The organism is Shewanella decolorationis (genome assembly GCF_004354305.1).
Classification (GTDB): domain Bacteria; phylum Pseudomonadota; class Gammaproteobacteria; order Enterobacterales; family Shewanellaceae; genus Shewanella; species Shewanella decolorationis.
Genome location: NZ_CP037898.1, coordinates 3,180,288 through 3,202,955, shown reverse-complemented (window position 1 = coordinate 3,202,955; position 22,668 = coordinate 3,180,288). Strand labels below are relative to the sequence as shown.

Here is a 22,668-nt window from a genome sequence, read left to right as displayed (position 1 = left end):
CCAAGTTATGCGTGAACGTGGGCGATGGCTTCTACTTCCACTTTGACACCCAGTGGAAGATCTTTTACCGCAAAACAGCTGCGGGCAGGGCAGTCGGTTTTGAAATAGGTTTTATAGACTTCATTAAAGGCGGCAAAGTCACTGATCTCACTCAAGTAACAGGTGGTTTTAAGCACGGTTTCTAGGCTGCCACCACCGGCTTCAATCACGTATTTCAGATTCTCAAGGCATTGCACAGATTGTTCGCTGATCCCGCCATCGACAACGCCGCCTTTCTCTTTACATACAGGCAGTTGTCCAGAGGTAAAAATCAGGTTGCCATAACTGGTGCCGTGGGAATAAGGGCCAATCGCGGCTGGGGCACGTTCTGCATGAATGATGCTTTTCATTATCTCTCCAATCTGCAAATAAAATTGAATGCTATCGAAATTCTATGTGCAATATTATTTGCATATTTTAGTTTGGTTGCAATTATATTTTTAATATTTCATGCCGTAAAGACGAGTTTATGCGTCTTTCGGCGGGTTTTGGACTGAATTGTGAGCGATGGCACTTTGTTCAACAAAAGTTGAGTATTTTGTTTGCTGAGTTTGTTTTGTTCAAATATATTTGCAAAAAAATAACATCAACTCGGTTAGGATGAGATATGGATGCAAGGCTAACGGCGGCACAATGGAAAGAAGATACCCGCTTCGATAGTACGGATTGGGGCTGGATCATTATGAGTATTGGCATGGCGATTGGCGCCGGGATCGTATTTTTGCCAGTGCAGGTGGGGTTGATGGGCTTGTGGGTATTTTTGCTCTCCAGCGTGATTGGTTATCCAGCCATGTATTTGTTTCAACGATTATTTATCAATACCTTGGCCGAGTCGCCCGAATGTAAGGATTATCCGAGTGTGATTTCGGGGTATCTGGGTAAAAACTGGGGCATCTTACTCGGCGGCTTGTACTTCATTATGTTGGTGATTTGGGTGTTTGTGTATTCCACTGCCATCACCAATGATAGCGCCTCCTTTTTACAAAGCTTTGGCGCGACTACGTCATTGTTGTCTGAAAATCCCTTCTATGGCCTAGCGCTGATCTGCGGTTTAGTCGCATTGGCCTCCCGTGGTGAAAACCTGTTATTTAAGATCTCCACCTTTATGGTGCTGACTAAGCTTGGGGTAGTAGCAGTGCTCGGGCTGATGATGGTCGATAAGTGGGATATCAATAATATCGGTAGCGTACCCAGCGCCGGCGATTGGCTAAAGGATGCAATTGTGATGTTGCCCTTTACGCTGACATCGATTCTATTTATCCAAAGTTTAAGCCCTATGGTGATCTCTTACCGCTCGCGGGAAAAATCCCTTGCCGTTGCCCGCTTTAAGGCGATGCGTGCGATGAACATTGCCTTTGGGGTGTTGTTTGTGGTGGTGTTTTTCTACGCAGTGTCTTTTACCTTAGCCATGGGGCATGAGCAGGCGGTGCGCGCTTCCCATGAAAATATCTCCGCTTTAGCCATGGTGGCCCAAGGCATGCCAGGACAAACCTTAAAACTGCTTAGCCTCACCTTAAATATCTTTGCGGTAATGACGGCATATTTTGGTGTGTATTTAGGGTTTAGAGAGGCGTGTCAGGGATTGACCATGAATATGCTGCGCCGAGTGATGCCCGAAGAGCGGATCAATAAGTCGTTAGTGGGTTACGGCATTATGATCTTTACCATTTTACTGTCGTGGGGTGCGATTGTATTAAATGCTCCAGTGCTGAGTTTTACCTCTATCTGCAGTCCAATCTTCGGTTTAGTGGGATGTTTGATCCCGGCCTATTTGGTCTATCAAGTGCCTGCGCTGCATAAATATAAAGGAGTGTCGCTGTATATCATTATCGTCACCGGCTTACTGTTATGCGTCTCTCCTCTGCTTGCCTTTAGTTAATGATTTACCTCCTTTACAAACAGGTATGGCAGTCGTGCAGTGCCTGTTTTTTTGTCTGCGATTGGGACAAATTGTCTTAGTCTTCCCCCTGGCAATGGGGGACTCTGTGCGCTGGTAGTGGTTTTTGTCATGCTGTTCGCGCTGGATGAAATTTGGTGATTGTGCCCGATCGATAACTTTCTATAATCCTTGGCAACTACTTTAGTGGTATCTTTTTTTCTAATGCTTATCAAACTAAGGAATGCCTAATGCAAAGACGTGATTTTTTAAAGGGTGCAGCCATTTTGTCGGCGGCAGGAACCGTGATGCCAGTGTTGGCGGCGTCGACGCAAGCCCATGCGATGGCCGATAAAACCTGTGGTCGCCGCCGTTTTACCTTAACCAATACCTATCAGCTCGTCGCGCCAGAAGGCTCTGCTGGCGTGGTGAAGTTATGGGTGCCACTTCCTGAAAACACGGCTTTCCAGCAGGTTGAAAAACTTAACTTTAGCGGGACTTATCAAGATGCCTACATCAGTGCCAATAACCACTATGGCGCTAAAACCCTGTTTGCCACTTGGCCCGATGCCAAGGGCAAGATGACCCTAACGCTAGAATTAGTGATAGAAACCCAAGATTGGGAACCCGTTAAAAGTGGCGAGCTAACCCATTACCGTGCGCCAGCTAAGCCTGAGTATCCTGCCGACGTCGCCATTTATCTTAAGCCAACCAAGCATATGCCAGTAGACGGTATTGTGAAGCAAACGGCGGATAAGATTGTGGGCAAAGAAACCGAGCCGCTTAAGCAAGCGCAGTTAATTTACAACTGGGTGAGCGCCAACATGTATCGTGATAACGATGTCATAGGTTGTGGCAGTGGCGATGTGGCCGCCATTCTTGAAAGTGGCAAACTCGGTGGTAAGTGTACCGATATCAACTCTGTATTTGTGGCGCTGATGCGCGCTGTCGGTGTGCCTGCCCGTGAAATGTTTGGTATTCGTTTAGGCCAAGCCATCAAAATGGGCCATTATTCCAAAAAAGCCTTTGGTAGTGCCGATGATAAGGGCTTTGCCGATGTGACGGGTGGTCAACATTGCCGTGCCATGTTCTATTTAGCGGGTTATGGCTGGTTGCCCGCCGATCCTGCGGATGTGACTAAGATGCGCCTCACTGAGAAGAAGGAGCATAGCGATCCTGCGGTACAAGCGGTGAATGATTACCTGTTTGGTAACTGGGAAATGAATTGGGTTGGCTTTAACTATGGCCGTGACTTTGACTTATTCCCCGTGGCGGAGCAGACTCCACTGAACAATTTTGGTTATCCCTATGCCGAAGTGGACGGCGATCCTGTTAATTACTATGAACCAAAAGTCTTTGCCTATGACTACAAGTCAAGCGAGCAGCGCTAAACCGCTGCTTGCCACCATGGCCGCCGCCGTTGTTGCGGCGGTTGCCTCTAGCCTTTGCTGCATTGCGCCCTTAATCTATTTAGTGTTTGGCGTGTCTGCGGCGGGGCTGTCGGGGTTATCGAGCTTAGCTTGGTTACAAGTGCCCATGTTGCTCCTATCAACTGGGCTAATTTTGCTGGGTTTTTGGCGCTTGTACTTTGCGAAAAAACCGCTTTGTACCGGTACATTTAGCCGAGGGCAAATGCTATTCGCCTATTGGGTGACTGTGCCTATTGTGCTGGCGTTCCAACTGTATCCCTTTGTTTTACCTTGGCTACTTGAGGTGTTCGAATGAAGCCACTATCACGTATTGCACGACTTGTGCTTATCACATCATTGGGGTTTACGCCATTCACTTGGGCGGATAACGTGCAGGTGACACTCGATGTTAAAGGCATGACCTGCCCACTGTGCGTTACCGTGGTTAATCAGGCGCTGCGTAAAACCGATGGGGTGATCAAAGCCAAGGCGAACCTCAAAACCGAGCAGGCTGTGGTCACAGTCGCCGATGATTTTAACCTCGATAAGTTGATTACCGCCGTCGATGCTACAGGCTACAAAGGCAGCATCAATAAGGTCGAAAAGCAGAGTTGATATTGGCTCAATATCGCTTCAGTAGTTAATCTAAAAGGCACAACTTAATTGGGTTGTGCTTTTTTATTAGCGGCAATCAGTACTGGGTTCTATCAAGCGGAACAATATTAATATTGAGTTTTTCGCTCACTAATACCGTTATGGTTAAAGCTAATTAAGTTAATACTTTTGACTGAATAATATTTTGGTTGTCAATATGGCTATTTTACTGCCGGCAATCATATGCGATATCGCCCATAGCCTATTATTGGCATCAATAAACAGCATTCTATTATGTTGAGCTAGAGGCTTATCGATGCTGCTTAGTGAATATGCTTGGATGAGGAAAGAATCTAATAGCACGCTTACAAAATGAATATTTGCGATTGATGAGCATGATTTTGATTTTATAGTGTTTTTGTTATTTCTGACTGCAGGTTGAGCTTATGATGGATATTATTAAATAATTCCAAAAAATATATGTCATTATCTTTTTTGTAACCTTTTTATTACCTTATTCAATCGTTTTAGTCGCTAGCGTTTTCATCGAATATTATCCGTAAGTTGTTGCAATCCTATCTGGGGATGCTTGATATAGTTCTTTTACTGTCTAATTCCTACCGCAGCACAGAGCAAATTGAATTCGAAATCGCGCTCACCTTCCATCAATAATATGCTTAGCTCAAATAGAGATCCCGATAAAAATCGCCTCAAAAATGTATTTATGTCCAATTAACGGGCATAATGCGGCGTTTTAATATTCAGTTACAGGGAATAACCATGAAGTATTTGGTTAGCGTAGTTACATGTTTTCTCTTATCTGCCTGCTCTTTTGGCGATACCGATGTGGAGTTTAAGCCACAAAAAGGCGATGAGCGCGCGTATCAAGTCTATAGCACTGCCCGCATCTCAGTCGAGGCAGGTGGTCGTAATGAAACGGTGGACACCACATCCCATCAATTACTGCGTTACAAGGTGCTCGAGGCAGGTAAAAATAGCCGCTTCGAAGTGCATGTCGATTATATGAAAATGCAAGATGGCCAAGGGAGTGGCGTGAGCAGCGGTGAACGGGCTGAGCGAAATCCCGAAATGCATGCCATTTTCTCTCAGGGCTTTGAATTTTCATTAGATTTAGACGATGGCAGCGTTAAAGAATTTAGCGCGTTAAATAAACCGGCCTGGCAAGCCATGCTGGCAGAGCGCGGCCTTGAGCTTGAGCAGGAACTTAAAAAGCTCTTTAGCGCATCGGTTTTTATTAATTCGATACCCGCTGAAGTGGGGGCTGTGGTGATGCTTCCGGCCTATCAAGGCCATGCTAATTCAAAGCTTACCGTGTTAAAGGTCACTGACACCCATGTTCTGGCTCAGGTGGAAAGCGAAGGTGAGCAAGCCAAAATATACGGCCAACTGATGCTCGAGCGCGACCGAGGGTGGCTTGTGCAGATGGGGTTAGTGGCTGAGGTGCCCTTTGAGCGTTACGGCTTTAAGGGGACGATGCGCAGCAATGTGATTATGGTGCCTAAGGAGCGTGAGCTGGGCGACCTGTCGCAGCGAGTGGCTTTTGATTACGATTTCCCACCGGGTGAGTATGAAAAACAGCCCGAATTATCACTTGAAGAGGCCAATAAACCCTTAAGACAAGAGGCGGTATTTACCTACGATGCGGGTTACTTTGACCTTTATGATGACCAACTCAGCCTTACCTATCAACATGATTTTTCAGGTTTAAAAGCATCGGGAGAGTTTCATCTAACCGATATTACGGCGCACAGCGCCGATGGCAGTGTTTTACCGATACAACTCAGTAAGATTTATCGCTTTAATTTCGCTGAAAAGGATGGTTTTTATAAATCCGTAGAGCAACATTTACTCGTCGGTTGGAATGAACCCTCCGAGCTGTTTTCCCAAGTGACTGAGTTTCGTGCTAAGGCCCACTATCAGGGCGCCAAGCTGGTTAAACTGGCATTAACACCCGATCCAAACAAAACGGTGTCCTTGCAGTATAAAGATTTACAGCTGGAATTTGCTCCCATCCCCGATAAGCCCTTCTCTTATGTGCTGACATCGCGTGACCCAACCCATAAATCTTGGTTAGCGGGGCGATTTGACGGTGCCGAAGGCGCCATGATGAAGTACCAATCGCCGTCGGTAGAAGGGCCAGCTTGGTTAACCGCAGCCGAACGCAATATGTTGGGGTTAGCTGCATCGATGCAATTTGAACCCACCACCTTGTTTAGTTTTCCGGCCGAGCCACAGGCGCTAACCATCTATGTGAATACACCGGATGAGGGTAGCGAGCTGACCCAAGATGTTCGTTTTATTCCAATGGGGGATTACATGAAAAACGTCGCTTATCCCCCTGTGGATCAGCGCACGCTTTACCGTGATGATATGTATGCGCGCTACGATAAGCCGCAAGAGACATTAGTCGCCGATCCCGCCTTACTCGAACCCCAAATGGTAGCTAAGTATGGTGTGAGCCTACAGTTAAGCGCCGAGCAAGCCGCCGTGTGCTCGCTAACTGTGGTGGATGCGCCCCAAGTTGACGGCTACAGCTTGCAATGGACGCAGATTAAATCCGAAAACAGTATGGCGGAACATCTTGATAAGACTGTTCTATATCAACTCACCAGTGCCGATGGGATCCGTCGTAATTTTTACGATATTAAAGTCAGTAGCGCCCTGAGCTGTACAGGGACGCCCGAATGGCAAGCGATTGCGTATCAACCTAAGCAAGGTTGGCTGATTGATACCACTCAATTGCCAGAACTCGATACCACGCAAACCGTGGGTGAGGTGATGCGCCGTTATCGTTTTTTAAATACGCAGAACATTCCTCTCGCGCCTTTTATGCCGGGGGAGCGCGACGATTTTTATCAACGGCCGTTACAGCAAGTGCTTCATCAAGACCGTTGGTTTGAGCTGCAAGGGCGAGTGCAGGCGATTGAATACCTGAAAGTTAGCGGCGAGCCCGTTAATAAACAGTGGGTTACTACATTCCCAGCCTTACCTTAAGGAGCTGATATGAGAGCCTTATTACTATTATCTACACTATTTCTATCGTTTAATGTGCTGGCTGAACGCATCTTACTCGACGAACAATGGCAGCCTAGCGCGGTGCCTAGTGAGGCGATTTACTACCAGAAACAGCAAGCGACTGAGCAAAATGGCGTGTGGCCAGTAACGCTTTTTTATGTAGAGACGGATAAACCCGTTTTTAAGGGGACAGTCAACGGCCCCAATTTAGCGGAGAGTGTTATCGTCGGTGATTTTGAATTTTATCACCCCAATGGTCAACTCTCTCGCAAGGGACATAGCGATGCACAAGGGCGTTATCAGGGAACGCATCTGTATTACTGGGAAGATGGAACACGCTCGGGTGAGTACCAATATCTGAATGGCAGGCTCCACGGTGAGCAAAAACGTTACCATGCCAATGGTCAATTACGCGACCATCAACATTATGCGAATGGTGTGGAGTCAGGATTAGCGCAAAGTTATTTTGACAATGGCCAACTGCAAACACGGGTAACCTATGGCGCTAAGGGAATGGAAGGCTTATATGAAAGCTTCCATAGCAATGGTCAGCCAGAGCAAACCGTGAATATGGTCGCGGGTAAAAGAGAAGGCGAGCGCCTTTACTGGACAAAAGAAGGCTGGTTATTCACTAAAGAGTTTTACATCAAAGGAAAATTACACGGTGAAGTGTTGGTTTACCAAGCCGCTGATGTGCCTAGAGAAATTAAACATTATCAGCATGATAAGCAGGTAGGGATACAACAACGTTTTGATCCGCAAGGGCGGTTAGTTGAGCAACAAGTCTATGATAAAGAGGGGCGTGAAATACAAAATACGGCCTATGATAATACGGGTAACGTTTCGACCCAAACTGACACGCAATATCTGGCCAAAGGTCGGCTGACTACGCAAAAACGTTTCGATGCAACAGGAGCATTAACCTATCAATATCAGCGTGATACCGTGAAGGACTGGAGTCTGCTTCAGCGTTTTACTGCCACTGGTGAATTAATCGGACGTGAAGAACAACTCAAAGGGCGCTACGAAGGCGTATTTATCGGCGATGGCTGGAATGGCTATATAAGACGAATAAACTACAGCAAAGGTGAAATGCACGGCGCATATCGTGAAGATAACGCCTTAGACGGCGGGTTTGTTACTGGGCAATATCACTTCGGCACAAAAGTTGGCAAGTGGGTAACAAAAAATGCTGATATGACCCGTAATGAGCAGTTTAATCAACAAGGCCAGCTTAATGGCGAACAGATTGAAATTGCCGCCGATGACACGGTAATGCATCAAGCGTTTTACAAAAACGATAAGTTACATGGTGCATATTTACAGCGTGACTTTGATAAACAAATTCAGGCCAAAGGGCAGTATGTGAATGGCCAGCGTGAAGGCAAATGGCTAGTTGATGAAAGTAGCTACAATCAGGTCAAGTTATGGCATGGGCAGTATCGGGCTGGGCACGAAGTCGGTCAATGGCAAGCTTTCTCCGTTAATGGCCATTTATTAGGACAAAAGCAATATGATAATAAAGGCCAATTGCAAGGCAAAAGCTACAGTTTTAACGAAGATGGCAGCTTAGAGCGAAGCGAAGAGTACGTTGATAACCAATTACACGGTAAGTTGGTGTACTACTTCAACGGTGAAGCCTCATCCGAATACCATTATCAAAATGGTGTCGATGTGGGGGAATAGCCAACTTATAACTCAGGCAAACACGCCCTAGCTAGATAGTATGTTGGGGCAGTTTGGTGCAACTAGTGTGTATAGCTGTTGGTGGACGTTTATAGATTAAAATTTGTGTTAAGTTATCTCGATTAGACAATTTAGTGTTTCTATCCATCTTTCGGTTTACTTTTATGCAAGTTTACGGTTGTTCTGATGCTCTAAGTTTATTGTGATGAAGTCCTGTAAATTGTGATTTTTTAGTAATGCCATGAAAAAATCTTGATGACTTTCTTATGGTTAAGCAGATAAACTCATTGGAATTTGTTCTTTCTTCATCCAAGGAGTGGTCATTGAAGCTCATCGATGCATTATCCATTCTGTCCAAATCGTCACCCTTTGCGGTGAGCACTGACAGGACCTCAGAAAGTCAGCTGACTACTTACAAAAAGCATATCTATATCCAGACCGACATTGAAGCGGACTTCAAAGCTAAGCTCATGCAGTCGCAGCCTGGACAAATTATCTTCCTGTGTGGCTCCAGTGGCGATGGCAAGTCCGAAATTCTTACCCAATATAAGCAGCAGTGGAAATCAAAAGTCGATTTCCACTTAGATGCGACTCATAGCTTTAGCCCAGACCAAACGGCTATCAACACACTGGATGAGCGCTTCAGGGAGTCGAAAGCTTCTGGGCGTCCCTTGGTGGTGGGCATAAACATCGGCATGTTGGGGAATTATGCCGAAGAGGGATGTGTTGAGCACCAAGACATCACTTCAGCCGTTAAAGCGTTTTTGAACGGGCGGCGTGATCTCATCCCCACAAATTTTGTGTTTCTGGACTTTGAAGACTACCCCAAGTTTTCACTCTCAGACGAGGGCAATACCTCTGATTTCGCCCTCAAACTGATTCGGCGCATTACCGAGCAGAGTTTGGATAATCCATTTTTCGCCCTGCACCAAAACCAGGTGGTAAAGCATGGTCACGACTATGTGACGGCTAATTTCTTGCTGCTTGGTTTGCCCTCTGTTCAGCAAGCCGTCATTGATTTGCTGCTTAAGGCAAGACTCATTAAAGATCAGTTTTTGACCGCGCGTTCGCTGCTGGACTTTTTGTTTCAACTACTCGCTACGGACGGTTATCTATTCGACAACCTGTTTTCCGGCGGCGATAACGAGCTGTTACTGCAAATCAAGACCTTCGATCCGAGTAATCTGCATACCCGAAAAATTGATGAGTTCGTACTTCAGTTTGGATTGGGTGTGACTGGGCAGGACTTTTCAGCGCTTAAAGCCAAACTAAAAGAGTTTGGGGTGTTTGAACTTAAAACAGCAGCTTCCTGTTTGCGTCTTGCATTTTTGCTTCGAGACGATGCTCTTTTGGGCGCAGGTTTTGCTCAAGCGTTCAGTGACGACTTTAGCAATACACTGGTTGATCAGTATGCTTCTATCTGGCTGTTACATAAGAATTTTGATGGTTCAGGAAAGCAGAAAAAAGAGCTGAATACATTTTATAAGGATACCTTGATTGCGGCTATTCATCGTTACTGCAATCGTCATGCTCACACCTTGGACAAAGATGCCTACTTTATAAGCGAATACAACGGCTTTAAAACTGCTGTAGAGCTTGAGGTAAAGCCCAATTACGGCGCAATTTCAGAGAATCGCTCACATAAAATCGGCGCGTTTTATGCGCAGCTCTTGGTAGATGACAAGCCGTTAAAACCTATGCCTATCAGCATGAATCTTTTTGGCTTACTACAGCGGATTACTCAAGGCTATCGGCCAAATAAACACGATAAAAATGCGGTCTTGCTGCTAGACGAAGTGATTGAACAGATTGTCTCAGTCGCCAACGAAAAGGACACCTTACTGATCCTCAAAGGAGACAAAAGGTACAAGGTGACCAACGAAGATCATGAATACTTTGAAGTGAGTGGTATCTGAGATGACGACAGATAAATTTACTATGCCGGTAAACGCAGATTTGCCACAAACTGCTGCAGATGTTCCAAACAAGAATAGTTTGAACAGCTACCTGCCTATCCGTACCAAGGGCAATGAATTCGATTGGTCCGCTGTTATTGGCTTGGTGTTACAGGGGCTACTGCGTAAAAAGGTTGAAAAATACGAGTACGAGCAGTTTGTGCTGGATTGCGAGGCCTCGCTTAAGGAAAAGCTCGGCGAAGAAGCATTTTGGGATGTACTCAAAGAAATGTATTTTGACCAGCAAAGCATTTTGGATGTGAGCCCCGAGCTGCTTTTATTCCGCGCCCAGAAGAGTTTGATTAACGCTGGCGACAGCAGGATTGCGTCCATGTTTACCAGCCTTGCCCAGGGCCAAAGGATTGGTACCTTCAATGGTAATCTCAACTTTCTTGAACGTGAGATACTGCAGACCTTGCGCAGCAAAATGAAGGATGACAGCACCGAAGAGCTGATAGAAAGGCCTTATTTGCCATTCCTGTCGGCAGTTTTTCGCAAGGATTTAAGCTTTCTGGCGAGTCGTCCCAAGTATTTGCTGAGCGAATTCGAACACTTCTTGTCATTTTACGGCTTTACCTACACAGCCCAACTCGCGCTATCTCTGCCTTCTTGGCGAAGTGGTGAAAAGCCGAGTGCAAAACCACTTTACTTCATCATGGATCATGAGCGTGCCAGTAACGAGCGTGCTCATGTGAAAAATCATGGTTTTGGGCTGTTTAAAGCATCTTCGGAACGCTTATTCCCTATGCTAACCATGTTGGAACTATTACAGCGCAAAGATGCCGAAAAACGCCCTCTGTGGGAAATCGCCCATGACATTGCTGAATGTCAATTGGATATTAAATCGCGCCTCGAAGCCTTTGCCTATGCATTTAAGAATCAGCGACAACTGGATACCGAGTTTACCCGCTCTGACAGCGCTTTAGATTGGCTAGATAACATCATCAAGCTGGCGATGGCTCAGTTTAATGTTGGTGAGCGTCTCAACATCAACAAAAAATACGTACAGGAAGTCGAAAAACATCTGGCGGCAAATTTCATTCAGTCGCGTGGGCGCTCAGGGCGTGTGCTGGTGCTGAATCAGGACCACATTATATTGCTCACCAATCTTGTGGTTGGTGAAGAAGACAAATTACGCTTCCATGATTTACTGGAGCAGTTCAAATTGCGTGGCATTTTTGTTGATAAGCAAACAGAGCAAGAGCTGATTAAATTTTACGAGCGCATAGGTAACGTGGAGCGCATGAGTGACAGTGGAGATGCAGTGTATGTCCGTAAAACCATTTGAAACATTTTTGGTTGAGCAGTTTTTGGGCAAGGCTGGTGCTGTTATTGAGGCTGGCTTTCGTTATCAATTTAAGTCGCCGGACAGCGAAAACAGCATCCGCTTATATCAAGCGCTCATAGCCCAAAAAAATGGCGACATTATCACCGAGCACGGTGTGTCACTGCCATACATTGAGCTTAGCCACTGTAAAGTTGTGCCCGTTATGCAAAGTGAAGAGCCGCACGAGTCACGGGGCTTTACCGAAAACTACATCTCACTGCTGCGTGACGAAGTCGCAGGGCAGAGTGGTTTTTTGACTGGCTGCGCTCTGATAATCATCCATAACAGCCTGCTCGATACTGTGATTAACTCGGCCGAAGACCTTGCGCAACCAGAGCAGGTTTGGAGCACTAAGTCCATTAAGCAGGCGTTGACGGGCTTGATTGACCAGCAGGATCACAGGCGAGCTGTGTCGCTGTGCCTGCTTGATGATCAGTTTGATGCCATTCTGGAAGACGGCGCCACCATGTTTGGCTTCGAAGCCCTGTATAACGCCGTGCGAGACGGCGATTTGCGGTTTGACGAGCTTGGTATGCTTAACGACCCGCAAATTGATATGTACGAAGGCCAGTCAGCCCAGCTTCGTCGCCGCCTTGCTGAAAACCGGTCGCTGTATGAAGAGATCAGTTATGAAGTAGAGCACTTTGGTGACCAACTCGAAGACCGTCTTAAGTCCTTTGGCGAAAAGTTTATCCGTGAACATTTTTCTGATGCAGATAGCTGGAAAAAGATCGATTTCCAAGCCTACCTTGATGAGATAAAGCGTAATTCCATTCAGCAATTGGTTCTCGAAAATGAACAGGGCTCTGCAGGCATGGTTATTACCGCCCGCAATAAGTCCGAATCAAAAGCCGGCATGCGTGACCGGCACATCATCATCGAGCTTGATGCCGATGTGGATGATTACGAGCTCAAGTTAAGCTTCAGCGGCGCCAATAATCTGGATAAGAGCCAATTCAGTCTTAAAAGTGCCAAGGGCTGTAAGGTCGAGCATCAAATCGGTACCCGCAACAACGCACTTAGTGGCTGCAGTGCCACGCTAAAAGCCAGATATCAGCAAGCACCGCAGTTTTTTACCTTAAAGCTTGATCGAGAAAACAAGTCCGAGGGTTACAACTTCCGCTGTCTGGTGCTGCGTAAGGGCGAGTTTTTCATCGAGCCGATTAAGAGTCTGTTTCTGGTTGAGCCTTCCAAGTTGCGCTTAACCCTGAACATGGATGAAAACAAACTCCCCATCAGTCAAACGAGCACCCAACCAGTGTCATTGACCGATGCCAAACAGGTTGTAAATAGTGCCGACTATGGCGTGGTGGATTTTGAAGAACTGGCAAACGAGTCCGATGAAATCGACTTTATCATACAGTCCGGTGAAAACCAGTTGTGTTTCAACGTGGAAGGCGCGGTGGCAACCGACTCCTTAAGTTTGCCACTGCTGCTTAATCGTGACCGGTTTCATAAGCTCTTTAATGATGACTACAACGGTGAACTGTTATACCAAAAGGGCAAAGTCAATTTAGATAACAGTGAGTTTGTGGTGCCAGCGCTGCGCATCAAACTGCTGCGTTGGGAGCAGGATTTTGTCACAAAACGCTTGGTTGCGCTGTTTGATTCGCAGTCGGTTGATGTTGCACAGCTGATTGCCGTGGATGATGGCTTACATTCGGCTTACCAATCGCTGTTTGATTATTTGAGCGAGCGAAAAACGACCTTGTCACTTGCTTCCTGGGGTGCAGAATTAACCGGCATTGTGAGTCAATTGGTTGATGCTTTTCTTAGGTTTTTTGAGGTCATCCCAAAGGGCGGCATGCTCTCTCAAACTCAAAAGCTGGCGCTTAAAATAGGTATCGTGAATCTGGACGGCGAAGAATATTATTCGCCTTATCATCCGCTGCTGCTGGCATACAACCTCTACCTCTGCCAAACAATGCAGCAGGATAAGAGTTTTAAATCACTGCCGGACGTAACCTTTGAGCGTTTGTCGGCGACAGGGTTATTGCCATACGTTTTTCATTCAACCCACGGGTTTGCCTATAACCAAAGGGTAAAAGAAAACGCATTTTGGCTGCGAAGTGTGCCGCAGGAAAAGAGCTCGCTGACCTTTGTACGCAAGCTGGTCAAAGAGAAACTGGATGAGTTTCAACTTGCCTTTGAGAAGCTGTTTAGCGGCAGTGAAAGCAGTATCTTGGTTAACGCCGTTAATCAGGACGCTGCCCACGAATTGTTTCTAGGGCTGGTTGATTATATCCGTACCAATATGGACAAATCGGCCGCCATTCACGTCAACCTGTATGACGATGACTTGTCCTTTAATGCCTTCGACCGTTTTGCAGAAACCGGCAATTATGACCAGCTGAAAGAATGGCTCGAGCTTAATAAGGGTAAGGCGCGGGAAACCGCCGACACCGTAATTGATTTGCTGCGCACGCGCTTAACCTATAGCAAGTTTACCAACGCTCAGGCCGAGTCTACCGGGCAGGCCTACGCGCATCTCACTTTCTTTCGCAATAACAACAAGGTCGATTGCACCAGTATTGCGATAGACAGCATGGTTTCCGGCATCGCCTGTGATGGTTTACTCTCCGGTGAAGCCTCAAAGAGTGACAATGGCTCGTACCTCACTGGTTTTGGGCTCAAAGGCGTTGAATACAACACCCTGCCACACCTGAAAATGGCCAAATATATCGGCTCGCTGATAAAACCGGCATTGCAACCCAATACCCCTTATCAGGGGACCGACGCCGTGGTCATCGCCGTCAACGAAGATTTTAAAACCCTGCTTAAACGCTCTTATCAAAGCTCGATTTGGACCACCATCATCGACCCCAAGGTCACGCTGGACTTTTTCCACAGTAACGACGATGTGGTGCTGATTCATTATTCCGATCAGTACACCAGCTCGGCCAGCTACGATGCCATTACGGTGACGGCACAAACTGAACTGTTTGAGCGGGTGATCCAGCAAGATGAGGGCGGCAGGCTGAATGAGTTCAATGCCTTCAATGGTGATTGGCTACTCAAGATGATGACCTGCACTGACAAGGTCAACAAAGAGCGCAAGGGCATCATAGGGGCCTACAAGTTTATCGTCAGTCTGCTGCATCAATCCGATATCACCTGGGTGCCGCTGTCGGTGGGCGAGATGATCCGGGTTGCAGGTAATATTGGCTTATCGATATCTGAGAGTGATTTTTCCTGCAAGCTTAACGGTTATGTCAAAGGCGCTATCTCCGACGACGTGCTGTTGGTTGGTTTGAAAGCTCAGCAAATGTATCTGCTGCCGCTGGAGGTAAAAACCGGCGCCACGCCAAATTATCAAAAGGCGATAACGCAGGCCAAAGCGCTGCTTAGGTATATGACAGAGGATATTCTTGGCAATCGCACTGTCGCCGGTAAGTTGCACCGCGGCTTATTTATGCGCCAGGTGCTGATGCAAATCGACAAGTATCGCCTCTATAACGTGTTTAACGCTGGCTACTTCGATGCGCTGCTTGAGGACAAAGAGCGTTGGCTCAAGGGTGATTACGAGCTTGCGGGCATTGCCGATTATCCGCAGGGTTTTGTGGTCAGCCACCTCGAAAGCGATGCGGTATTCGAGCCCGATTATCAACTGATAGATGGCATACTTCGCATCGACTTACCCATGGCAATGCTTAAAACCCTGGTCGAGACATCACTACAGGGCCTATTAAGCACCACCGACATCGCCAAACTGTGCCATGTGCCGCCCAAATTCATGTTGACCAATGGCACCAAGGCCATCGCACTGGAATCGGCGGCCGAACAGGCACTTACCACAGATGGCGTTAAACAGTATGAGGTTGAGCAGCAAACCGACGGGAATGACGAAGACGGGCACTCAAAGGCGGAAGTAAGCGCGCATTCGCAGCCTGCCTCTACCGGTTTGTCTTCCGGCTCACTATCAATGCCAACGCCTGCTGCCACATCCAGCGGTAACCTGTCGGTGCTGTTTGGCCACAACGCCAGTACCGAAGCGCCGCTAAATTGGGAGCCGACTAACACTGCCAAATTTATGAATACCAATACGGGCATTATTGGCACCATGGGCACGGGTAAAACCCAATTTACCAAGTCGGTCATTACTCAACTGCATCGTAATCAAGCGGATAACGTTAATGGCGCGCCCATCGGCATGCTGATTTTTGATTACAAGTCAGACTATGTCGACGATAAGTTTATCGATGCGACACAGGCCAAAAAATACAAACTGCATAAATTGCCCTATAACCCGCTTAGCCTCTATGGCGATACCCCTATGCTGCCCGTGCATACGGCGCGAGGTTTTGCTGAGACCATGGGTAAAGCCTTTAACTTAGGCCAAAAGCAGCAGTTAAAGCTGCGTAAGTTAGTTGGCGAGGCCTACGAGCTTGCGGGGATCAATAAATCTGACCCAAACACATGGCAAAAACTGGCACCAACTATCGCCGATGTGTGGGAGTTGTTTATTGAAACCGAACCCGATGAAGATTCACTTTATGCAGCGCTCGAAAGCTTGTATGAGCTGGAAATTTTTGAAGACAAAAATGACCAATGCATGAGTCTGTATGATCTGATTAGTGGCATTACTGTTGTAGAGCTGGCTGGATATCCCTCTGAGGTTCAAAACCTAGTGGTGGCGTTAACCTTAGACTTGTTTTATTCGCAAATGCAAAAGCATGGTAAGCCTGAGGTGGTAGGTGACTATCGCCAAATCACCAAGCTTGTGCTGGTGGATGAGGCCGATAATTTTATGTCACAAAACTTCCCCAGCCTGCGAAAAATCCTCAAAGAAGGGCGCGAATATGGTGTTGGTGTGGTGCTCTCGACCCAAGATATTACCCATTTCCAGACCGGCGAAAACGACTATTCCAGTTACGTGATGACCTGGGTGGTGCACCGCGTCGCCAAAATTAAACCACAAGACATCAAGGCCATTTTCAGCGTGAATGAAAAGGCAGAGCAAGAGCGGCTGATGGAAACCATCAATAAGCTTGAAAAGCATCATAGCTTATATATTGATGGTGCGAAGAAGCTACAAAAGATGCGGGATAGGGCATTTTGGGAGATATTTTTGTGACACTATCGGCCATAAGAACGTAATTATATGATTGATTTTATAAGTCTAAATTTAGTTATGCTGATTCGAATTGATGAGAAAATATGATGAAAAGTTTCGAGCAAAAAGATTTATTTGAGTTAAAGAGAACTGGTACCTTTGGAAGCTTCTCTGCAGCAGGTTCTTTTCCTGTTAATTATGTTTTGGCATCATTTGATGTTGAGGATCTTAAATATTTGACATTTGCTAGAGAGTTAGTAAATGATAAATTGGATTTTGAAATGATGATGCAAAGAGATATTGACGAAGATCGTGCAATAAGAGATCTTGCTGAGTATCTTTATCCTTCTAATAAAAATGTAGATGAGTTAAAGAGTAATATTGTATTTTTTCCACCCATCTTGGTCGCGATATTGGATGTAAGAAATGAAAAGGTTTCACCTTTCTATCCAAAGCAGAATGTTATTGAGAATGGTGGCTTTATTAAAGCAAATTGGGGAGATCTATTTCAGATTAAAGGCTTTCAATCAAATACTCAGAAACATGCTACAAAATTAGGTGAATATCTAATTCAAAAGTCGCCAGTGGAAATAGGGTTGAATATAGAAAGTAATGGTTCAAGATTAGTAGTGATCGATGGCCAGCATCGCTTGTACGCTATAAAAGAGATGCTGAAGTCAAACAAAAAAGAATTATTAAACGAGTTGCACCTTCCGGTCTGCATAGTTTTTCCTCCACACTCAACTGATGAGTATAGTGAACAAAAAGTGCCTAGCTCAACTGAAGTGTTTAGACATTTATTTGTTGACGTTAACGCCACGATGGAGCAAGTTGGTGGTCATTTCACTATTTTGCTTAAAGATAATAATGTTAGTTCGGTTGTAATACGAAAGCTTTGCGATATGATTATTAATGAGCCTGAAGAAGGTAGAGTTAAATTGTCTGCAATAGAGTGGAATACAAAAAGTAAAAAAGACTCTACAATTCTTACGAAAAAATATAGTGTCACAAGTATTGGTATCATTGATAAAGCTTTGAGTGAGACTATTGGAGGGTCGCAGAGAGCTCTTAAGCACGTATTGGATGGCAATGAGGATATTGATTGGGAAGCATTTGATCTTTCTAAAAGAACAGAGTTTGAAGAAATAATAAAAGAAACACTCGTAAATCGGCTTTACGAGTTTATATCCGGTATCGATGTTTTTAATGTTGGGTTTGATATTCACTCCAGCTTAATGCGGAACATGCATGAGAAAATGAGTGGCCGAGATAAGATGGCTCCAAAGTATAAAATAGTTTATAAAGCTATTTTAAATGCATCACCGGTCCATGAAGATGACGAAGGAATCGTTGATGATATTTATTCGAAGTTTGTGTTTGAATCACAGCAAGAAAGAAAGAAGTCAAATGCTAGACTTATTAATTATGCTTTGTTTCAGAGGGCGTTATTCGAAGTTTGGTATAGTCTATTGACAAAACTCAGAAACTATTACTCTGCTAAAGATATAACTAAGCTAGCGGTTTGGATAATAAATAAAGCTCTTGATGGTGAATTGGATTTGTTTTCCCTCGCCAATAATTTCTGTCAATACAATATTTGGCAGGATGGGAGGATAAAGGGTACGGAAGGAACAAGGAAAAATATGCATGACTTAATAATTAGCTTGATTAGTGGGCTAGACATTAAAAGCATGCTTTTAGATAATGAATTACACCATGATCAAATAGCGGATGTCGAAAAGATATTATTTGAGTTTTCGGAGCAATCACTGAATCAGTATCTATCAAAATATCGAGAGAATAGAATTAAAGCATTTAAGGTTGAATATCCTAGATATTTGAATCTTAATGAAGATGAGATAGACGAGCTAAATCAAGCTAAACGCGACCAAGATTTAAGCTTGGAAAACGCAAAGCTTGGGAAAATTGAAAAGTTAAGCGTGAACTATATTTTTGATAATCTGGTGATGAAATATGTTTCTGAAGAAGTTGAAAGTGTAATTGAGGAGTTAAGAAGCATTATTGGTTTTGATTTTAATGTAATGAGTTAATGATGATTGTTATTGTTAATCATTCAATAAAAATGGATGGAAATTCTTGTTCCATCTACAATTATTTATTTCAGCTTTTCATTACTAGAAAATATGACAATTATGAAGTTGTAATATATGGAGACTCAAAAGCATTTGCTTTTTACAAGAATAAATTCGAACAATCTTTTTTTTGCTCTAATGTGAAGATTTCATTTATCTCCAAGTCATATATTGGTCTGAAGAGGTTAAATGATTATTGTAACGTGAAAACTTGTCTTTTGGGGGAGGATGAGTATCTCTATATTTCTCATGATTTACGCCTTGTTACCTTTTCTGTATCCAATATTTACAAAGGCGTTCTAATCGCGAGAGATATGTATGATGTTTGTCTATACACCCGAAAAGGAGCATTGACAGGTTTAATAGGGCTTAGTTTACCTGACGCTTATGTGACTCAATTGTTGCGTAAGTCTATAAAGACTGCATTTAACTTAGTTAGATATGAACTAGGTTTTTTATATCAAGTTCCTGTTGATGATAGTTTTTTGCTAGCTGTAGATGAAAAGGAAAGGTTGCTTAGAGTCTCATTTCAAAACTATAGGTCTTTTTTAAATGATTTTGTTTTTAGAAATAAACGTATTAGTGATCAGACAAAGGAATATATAAATGCAAGGGTTGCATATATAGATGAGTTTGACTCGATGATTAGAGTTTACGAAGGTGATACAAATAAGTCAGATGTGTATTTTTACTATGCATTCTATTTATATTTGATTTGCCAGAACCTTTACGATTCTAAGAAGTATTCACTTTGTGTATCCACATCCATCAGAATCCTTGAAACTTACCTGACTGGTTATTTGATTGGTGCCAGTAGGGCCAAACCCGATGGTTCAAGAATAAAGCTGCATAGATATAATCATAAAAAATGCAATTACGAATGGGTCGGAGCCGGTGGTTTTGGGAATGTATGGGAGATTTTTGTTGATGAATTTCCGTTATCTTTAGATGCAAGTCTGATATCTAAGGTGGACAAGGTGAAGGATTTGAGAAATAAATCAATTTATGGGCATGGCTATAATCCGTTAACAGCTTCATCTGCTCAGCTATCAATGGAAACTGTTATGACCATTATTTCAAAAATAGAAAAAGATGCCTCTGGTAAACCTGTTTTTGAAAAAATGAAATGTAAATGGGTTTGTTTTAATAAAAGTATACAAAAAGAGATTTTGGTAGATACATTTGCTATAAGCTAAATGTATTAACCCCCTGATTTAGGGGGCTACCATAATAGTTACAAGGAAATTGATAAATATTGTACACTTCGATGGTTTCTTATCGAAGCTACTCCATCTTCCACATGCGCCGCCCAAGCTTGTTGTAACTGTTTTGGATCCAGGCTTGGGTAGTGCATTTTAAGCAGTAATTCGGTCAGTGCGGCGGTGTCGCCGAGCCAGGTGATCTTATCCAGTATTAAGCCACCGTTGAGTTTGGCTTCATTTCCGCTGTAGCGGAAATCGGATTCAATCGAGCGAAAAAAGGCTAATCTCGCGGCGACGTTGGGGGTGACCCCGGTGTTGGCTTTTAAGCGTTTCAAATGCTCTTCTGTGGCCTGCGCCAGGTTCATGCGATTAGGTAGCATTAAATGGCCTCCTTGGTTTGTTGTCCCCAAAAATAGCCCTCAACCACTTTCGAGGATTTGGTGGCACTGTCGAAACTAATTTCAAAACGATGGGAAATATCATCTTTCAGACTGTCGACATAGGATTCATCAATTTCAGTGTCAGTAGAGAGGATTACTACTTGATGACTCGCCTCAGGGAAGTAGTGTTCAACTAGTTTGTCTCTGTGTTTTGAGTCTAATCTACCTAGAGGGGTGTCGATAATAACAGGCAGGTTGCGGCCTGAGGTTTTACCAAGCGCTTCCAGTATTGAAATCGCATAGATTTGCTTTTCACCTGCAGACATGGCTTTGCGGTTAATCACATGGCCATTGTCATCAATCAGTTCAACATCGAATGACTGGGGATTGATGGATGCCCGATAGTGCAAATCTTCTTTACGTGCGAGGCGTTGATAAGATTTGATAAATTCGTTTTCCAATTGGGCAACGCGTAGCGCCGTAAGCTGTGTTGCAAAAGCTTCTAACATCAGTAATGTGTTTTGAGCATTTTCAACGCCCTCAGCAGCATTGGTTTGCGCAGTGTGTTTTTCATGCAGCTTTTGTGTTTTACGGGTTACGTCTTGAGCATCACGCAATTCACGTTTTGCTTCATTGAGTACATTACGGTATTCCATAATGAGTTTTTGTTTTTGCTTATCAAGTTCTCTAACTTGATTCAGCAGAGTTTGTACCTGCTCCTGAGCGGGAGCTCGGGCAATATTCGCTGCTGTTTGCGCCAATTCTTCTTCGAGTGCGCTGAGTCTTGTGCGGGCTTGCTCAAAGCGCTCATAAGAAGATGTGGCTTCTATGTTGACTTGGATTTCCAAATCACGGTATTGGCGCTCAGAAATATCAAACAGAATATCAACACTCGGTAGTTGCTGCTGATATTCAGTTAAGCAGTCCTGTATGGCTGCCATCGCAACGGGAGCTGAGCTACTTAAATCAAAACTCAATCGACCTTTTAAGGTTTCAAGAAATCCTGTTAGCTCTTCACCAAAATGTTGTCTTTGCTTTTGTTTTTGTTCGAGTTCTAACTTGGACAGTAAATGAGCTATAGCTGTTGGTGCCAGTGCAATTGGGAGTGCGCCTTCCATCTCTTGGCGGATTTGCTTTTCAAGTTCCGCCTTTTCTTTAATAAGGTAATCAGCCTTACTTTGTTCCGCTTCACGTGAATTTGCCCAAGCGCCACCTTGGCTTGAAAGCTGCGCTTCTTTCACTTGAATATCTGCTTGCAACGCGTTGATTTGGACTCTTATCTGATCTGCAATATGGCGTAGCTTGGCTGCACGCGCTTTATGATCCTCACCAGCTTGTTCAAGTGCTTTTAACTCGGCATGTACACTTTGAGATGCACCTTCGACGCCTTTGCGTTTTAAAAAGATGCTAAGGTCACTTTTTAATTTGCTGATAACATCCAGACCAAGTAAGCGTCGTACCGCTGTTTGTAATACTTCTCCGGATTCATCTTCGGCAAGTTCAGCAATTTTTTCACCATCGAAGAAAAACAGATCCGCAATACCAGTAGGGATTAGTTCATTTAAAAAGCCCTGACATTGGTCGTAGCTTAACTCTGCCAGCGTAGAGCCGTCTTTCTCAAGACTGAGTTTATCTTTCTGGCCTTTTTTCCAGCCGCGGATAATTTTGTAGGTATGTGCGCTACCTTGTTGGTTATAGATAAACTCTAACTCAATGCTTGCTCGCTCTGACTGGGCACTTGGTAAGGCCGATTTGTGGATGAGCTCACTCAGTTGGCTGATATAGTCTGGACCTGAAAGATTTTTACCGAGTGCCTGGCGCCCATATAGTGCTAAACGTATGGCTGTTAAAATGGAGGTTTTACCCGCACCATTAAGACCACCAAAAAGGACGATAGGGCAATGATGTTGGGCACTGCCAGAAGTTCCAATTTTTTTACTTCTTGGGGCAAGATCAATTTCCTGTGTGCCACGAAAGACGCGGAAATTATTAAGTGTTAAACGTGTAATGATCATAAA

At 44.6% G+C, this 22,668-nt stretch carries 14 protein-coding genes; 11 read left to right on the top strand and 3 right to left on the bottom strand.

Translation table 11 applies throughout. The features are described 5' to 3' along the window. Window positions 1-5: 5 nt before the first annotated feature. Window positions 6-389: a RidA family protein gene (locus EYR25_RS14340; protein WP_086903343.1), complete on the bottom strand. Its 384-nt coding sequence runs from the start codon at window positions 387-389 to the stop codon at window positions 6-8. A 257-nt stretch (window positions 390-646) separates the two neighbouring features. Here EYR25_RS14340 and EYR25_RS14335 point away from each other — a divergent pair, with 257 nt between their 5' ends. From EYR25_RS14335 to EYR25_RS14285, 11 genes are all read left to right on the top strand, one after another. Continuing rightward, a complete protein-coding gene (locus EYR25_RS14335; protein ID WP_133180958.1) occupies window positions 647-1,918 on the top strand; it encodes an SLC5/6 family protein in 1,272 nt (423 codons plus the stop codon). Window positions 1,919-2,166: 248 nt separating this feature from the next. Then, window positions 2,167-3,306 (top strand): transglutaminase domain-containing protein, encoded by a 1,140-nt coding sequence (locus EYR25_RS14330; RefSeq protein WP_133180956.1) that lies wholly within the window; start codon window positions 2,167-2,169, stop codon window positions 3,304-3,306. Window positions 3,307-3,322: 16 nt separating this feature from the next. After that, a complete protein-coding gene (locus tag EYR25_RS14325) occupies window positions 3,323-3,640 on the top strand; it encodes a hypothetical protein (RefSeq protein ID WP_133182882.1) in 318 nt (105 codons plus the stop codon). After that, window positions 3,637-3,939, top strand: a complete 303-nt coding sequence (locus tag EYR25_RS14320) for a heavy-metal-associated domain-containing protein (protein ID WP_086904592.1) — start codon at window positions 3,637-3,639, stop codon at window positions 3,937-3,939. The genes EYR25_RS14325 and EYR25_RS14320 overlap by 4 nt, the downstream gene beginning before the upstream one ends. Before the next feature lie 759 nt (window positions 3,940-4,698). Then, complete coding sequence (locus EYR25_RS14315) at window positions 4,699-6,933, top strand: hypothetical protein (protein WP_133180954.1); 2,235 nt, start codon at window positions 4,699-4,701, stop codon at window positions 6,931-6,933. A gap of 9 nt (window positions 6,934-6,942) precedes the next feature. Beyond that, entirely contained in the window at window positions 6,943-8,640 is a 1,698-nt protein-coding gene (locus EYR25_RS14310) for a toxin-antitoxin system YwqK family antitoxin (RefSeq protein WP_133180952.1), read from the top strand. A gap of 323 nt (window positions 8,641-8,963) precedes the next feature. Then, the gene (gene dptF, locus EYR25_RS14305; protein ID WP_133180950.1) at window positions 8,964-10,556 is read left to right on the top strand and encodes a DNA phosphorothioation-dependent restriction protein DptF; all 1,593 of its coding nucleotides are present in this window, start codon (window positions 8,964-8,966) and stop codon (window positions 10,554-10,556) included. A 1-nt stretch (window position 10,557) separates the two neighbouring features. Further along, window positions 10,558-11,883 (top strand): DNA phosphorothioation-dependent restriction protein DptG, encoded by a 1,326-nt coding sequence (dptG, locus tag EYR25_RS14300; RefSeq protein ID WP_133180948.1) that lies wholly within the window; start codon window positions 10,558-10,560, stop codon window positions 11,881-11,883. After that, window positions 11,864-16,996: a DNA phosphorothioation-dependent restriction protein DptH gene (dptH, locus tag EYR25_RS14295; RefSeq protein ID WP_133180946.1), complete on the top strand. Its 5,133-nt coding sequence runs from the start codon at window positions 11,864-11,866 to the stop codon at window positions 16,994-16,996. The genes dptG and dptH overlap by 20 nt, the downstream gene beginning before the upstream one ends. An 83-nt stretch (window positions 16,997-17,079) precedes the next feature. Further along, on the top strand, window positions 17,080-19,026 hold the full coding sequence (locus EYR25_RS14290; RefSeq protein ID WP_133180944.1) for a ParB N-terminal domain-containing protein: 1,947 nt from the start codon (window positions 17,080-17,082) through the stop codon (window positions 19,024-19,026). After that, window positions 19,026-20,264: a hypothetical protein gene (locus EYR25_RS14285; RefSeq protein ID WP_165953504.1), complete on the top strand. Its 1,239-nt coding sequence runs from the start codon at window positions 19,026-19,028 to the stop codon at window positions 20,262-20,264. The genes EYR25_RS14290 and EYR25_RS14285 overlap by 1 nt, the downstream gene beginning before the upstream one ends. A 38-nt stretch (window positions 20,265-20,302) precedes the next feature. On the opposite strand, the gene dndE is transcribed toward EYR25_RS14285, so the two are convergent. Then, window positions 20,303-20,650, bottom strand: a complete 348-nt coding sequence (gene dndE, locus EYR25_RS14280) for a DNA sulfur modification protein DndE (protein WP_133180940.1) — start codon at window positions 20,648-20,650, stop codon at window positions 20,303-20,305. Next, window positions 20,650-22,665, bottom strand: a complete 2,016-nt coding sequence (gene dndD, locus EYR25_RS14275; protein ID WP_133180937.1) for a DNA sulfur modification protein DndD — start codon at window positions 22,663-22,665, stop codon at window positions 20,650-20,652. The genes dndE and dndD overlap by 1 nt, the downstream gene beginning before the upstream one ends. Between the last annotated feature and the right edge of the window lie 3 nt (window positions 22,666-22,668).

Excerpts from the sequence above, each read along its gene's own strand:
- EYR25_RS14340 (WP_086903343.1), bottom strand. The coding sequence starts at position 389 with ATGAAAAGCATCATTCATGCAGAACGTGCCCCAGCCGCGATTGGCCCT.
- EYR25_RS14335 (WP_133180958.1), top strand. The coding sequence starts at position 647 with ATGGATGCAAGGCTAACGGCGGCACAATGGAAAGAAGATACCCGCTTC.
- EYR25_RS14330 (WP_133180956.1), top strand. The coding sequence starts at position 2,167 with ATGCAAAGACGTGATTTTTTAAAGGGTGCAGCCATTTTGTCGGCGGCA.
- EYR25_RS14325 (WP_133182882.1), top strand. The coding sequence starts at position 3,323 with ATGGCCGCCGCCGTTGTTGCGGCGGTTGCCTCTAGCCTTTGCTGCATT.
- EYR25_RS14320 (WP_086904592.1), top strand. The coding sequence starts at position 3,637 with ATGAAGCCACTATCACGTATTGCACGACTTGTGCTTATCACATCATTG.
- EYR25_RS14315 (WP_133180954.1), top strand. The coding sequence starts at position 4,699 with ATGAAGTATTTGGTTAGCGTAGTTACATGTTTTCTCTTATCTGCCTGC.
- EYR25_RS14310 (WP_133180952.1), top strand. The coding sequence starts at position 6,943 with ATGAGAGCCTTATTACTATTATCTACACTATTTCTATCGTTTAATGTG.
- dptG (WP_133180948.1), top strand. The coding sequence starts at position 10,558 with ATGACGACAGATAAATTTACTATGCCGGTAAACGCAGATTTGCCACAA.
- dptH (WP_133180946.1), top strand. The coding sequence starts at position 11,864 with ATGTCCGTAAAACCATTTGAAACATTTTTGGTTGAGCAGTTTTTGGGC.
- EYR25_RS14290 (WP_133180944.1), top strand. The coding sequence starts at position 17,080 with ATGATGAAAAGTTTCGAGCAAAAAGATTTATTTGAGTTAAAGAGAACT.
- EYR25_RS14285 (WP_165953504.1), top strand. The coding sequence starts at position 19,026 with ATGATGATTGTTATTGTTAATCATTCAATAAAAATGGATGGAAATTCT.
- dndE (WP_133180940.1), bottom strand. The coding sequence starts at position 20,650 with ATGCTACCTAATCGCATGAACCTGGCGCAGGCCACAGAAGAGCATTTG.
- dndD (WP_133180937.1), bottom strand. The coding sequence starts at position 22,665 with ATGATCATTACACGTTTAACACTTAATAATTTCCGCGTCTTTCGTGGC.